This window comes from Loigolactobacillus zhaoyuanensis (genome assembly GCF_003946385.1).
In the GTDB taxonomy this organism is placed as follows: Bacteria; Bacillota; Bacilli; order Lactobacillales; family Lactobacillaceae; genus Loigolactobacillus; species Loigolactobacillus zhaoyuanensis.
Genome location: NZ_RHOE01000127.1, coordinates 1 through 2,175 on the forward strand (window position 1 = coordinate 1; position 2,175 = coordinate 2,175).

Sequence of the window (2,175 nt, forward strand, 5' to 3'; positions counted from 1 at the left end):
TTATTGATCTTAGAAGCCATGAAAATGGAAAACGAAGTTGTTGCGCCGCATGCCGGTAAAGTCGCTGCTATCAGCGTGGTCCTAGGCCAAAATGTCAATGCCGGCGATGCGTTGATCACCATTCAATAGAAAAGGTAGGTTTATAATTTGGAAACACTACTACAAGGCATTACGTCGATCACTTGGCAAGAAGTTGTGATGATGTTGATCGGCGGGCTATTAATTTATTTAGGCATCAAAAAGGAATACGAACCGACCTTACTCGTACCCATGGGACTAGGCGCGATCTTAGTCAATATCCCTGGTACAGGGGTGTTGACCCAGATCGTCAATGGTCATCAAGCCAAAGGGATCTTAGATATCCTTTTCAGTGCTGGGATCACGACTGAACTATTCCCACTGTTGATCTTTATCGGGATCGGCGCCATGATCGATTTCGGCCCCTTACTACAAAATCCGTTCATGCTCTTATTCGGGGCTGCGGCCCAATTCGGGATCTTCTTCACCGTGATCGTGGCTGTCTTGTTCGGCTTTAATATCCAAGAAGCCGCTTCGATCGGGATCATTGGCGCCGCTGATGGACCAACATCGATCTTCGTTTCCGGCCAGCTAGCGCCGAAACTGTTGGGTCCCATTACGGTGGCGGCCTACTCGTATATGGCCTTAGTACCGATCATTCAGCCAGCTGCGATCAAATTGGTCACCACCAAAAAAGAACGCCAGATTCGGATGACCTACAAAGCCGAAGACGTTTCTAAAACCGTCAAGATCATCTTTCCAATTGCCATCACCATCGTCGCGGCTTCATTGCGCCGATCTCATTACCGTTGGTCGGTTTCTTGATGTTTGGTAACTTACTCCGCGAATGTGGCGTGTTGGATCGCTTATCACAATCGGCGCAGAACGAATTAGTCAATATGTTTCCATCTCTTAGGTTTGACGATCTCAGTTAAATTAGTCGCCGATCAATTCTTGAACGTGCAAACTTTGATGATCATCGCCTTTGGTTTAGTGGCCTTTGTGATGGATTCATGGTGGCGTACTTTTCGCCAAACTGCTCAATCTATTCCGCAAGCAGAAGATCAACCCGATGATCGGGGCGGCTGGGATCTCAGCCTTTCCCATGTCTAGTCGGGTGATCCAACGGATGGCAACTGACGAAGATCCACAAAACTTTGTCTTGATGTATGCCGTTGGCGCCAACGTTTCCGGTCAGATCGCTTCAGTGGTCGCCGGTGGCTTGTTGTTATCCTTCTTTAGTTAAGTTGGGCATTGCGCCCATAGTTACCACTGGCAGCTCAAGTCATCCCCTAAGTTAGGAGCAGAATAATGAATAACGCATTAGTACTCGCTGGAGAATTGATGGTGTTTGGATGGTCGGGATCTTTTTGGTCCTAGGCCTGCTCTACATCATTTCACAAGTGTTGATCAAGATTTTCCCCGCCAAATAAAGATTAAGGACTGGATAAACAATGAAAAATATTCGGTTTATGGAAACCGTCTTACGTGACGGCCAACAAAGTCAAATCGCAACTCGGATGCCGATCAGCGATATGTTACCGATCCTGGAAACCATGGATCAAGCCGGTTACCACGCCCTAGAAGTTTGGGGTGGTGCCACTTTGATTCAGCGATCCGTTTCTTAAATGAGGATCCATGGGAACGGCTACGCACCATTCGCCAACACGTTAAGCACACCAAATTGCAAATGTTACTCCGTGGTCAAAATATTCTTGGTTATAAGCATTACGCTGATGATGTTGTTGAAGAATTCGTTAAAAAATCAGTTGAAAACGGGATCGATGTGATTCGTATCTTTGATGCGTTGAATGACACCCGTAACTTGGCGACCGCCATCAAAGCGACCAAAGCCGCCGGTGGCGAAGCGCAAGCCGCTATTTCTTACACCACCAGTGATTTCCACACGATCCCTTACTTTGTCCAACTGGCCAAAGACTTGGCTGCGATCGGCGCTGATTCGATCGCCATTAAAGATATGGCCGGGGTTTTAACGCCGAACGATGCTTATCAGTTAGTCAGTGAGATCAAAGCCGCAGTCGATCTACCGTTAGAGGTCCATACCCATGCGACTAGTGGCATCTCCGAAATGACTTACTTGAAATCCGTTGAAGCAGGCGCCGATATTATCGATACGGCGATCTCCTCATTTTCTGG

At 47.4% G+C, this 2,175-nt stretch carries 2 protein-coding genes and 2 pseudogenes; all 4 read left to right on the forward strand.

Annotation, left to right across the window (positions count from 1 at the left end; genetic code table 11):
- Positions 1-129, forward strand: a 129-nt coding sequence (locus EKM76_RS13145) for a biotin/lipoyl-containing protein (RefSeq protein WP_125551007.1), incomplete at its 5' end; no start/stop codon positions are given.
- 18 nt (positions 130-147) lie between these two features.
- A pseudogene (locus EKM76_RS13150) lies at positions 148-1,264 on the forward strand (sodium ion-translocating decarboxylase subunit beta).
- A 109-nt stretch (positions 1,265-1,373) separates the two neighbouring features.
- Positions 1,374-1,451, forward strand: coding sequence for an OadG-related small transporter subunit (locus EKM76_RS13820; protein WP_263853699.1), 78 nt, complete (start codon positions 1,374-1,376; stop codon positions 1,449-1,451).
- Between the two features lie 21 nt (positions 1,452-1,472).
- Positions 1,473-2,175, forward strand: a pseudogene (locus EKM76_RS13155) (pyruvate carboxylase subunit B); the annotation flags it as partial.

Bases quoted from the DNA above. Each gene is read 5' to 3' on its own strand.
- EKM76_RS13820 (WP_263853699.1), top strand. From the start codon at position 1,374: ATGGTCGGGATCTTTTTGGTCCTAGGCCTGCTCTACATCATTTCACAA.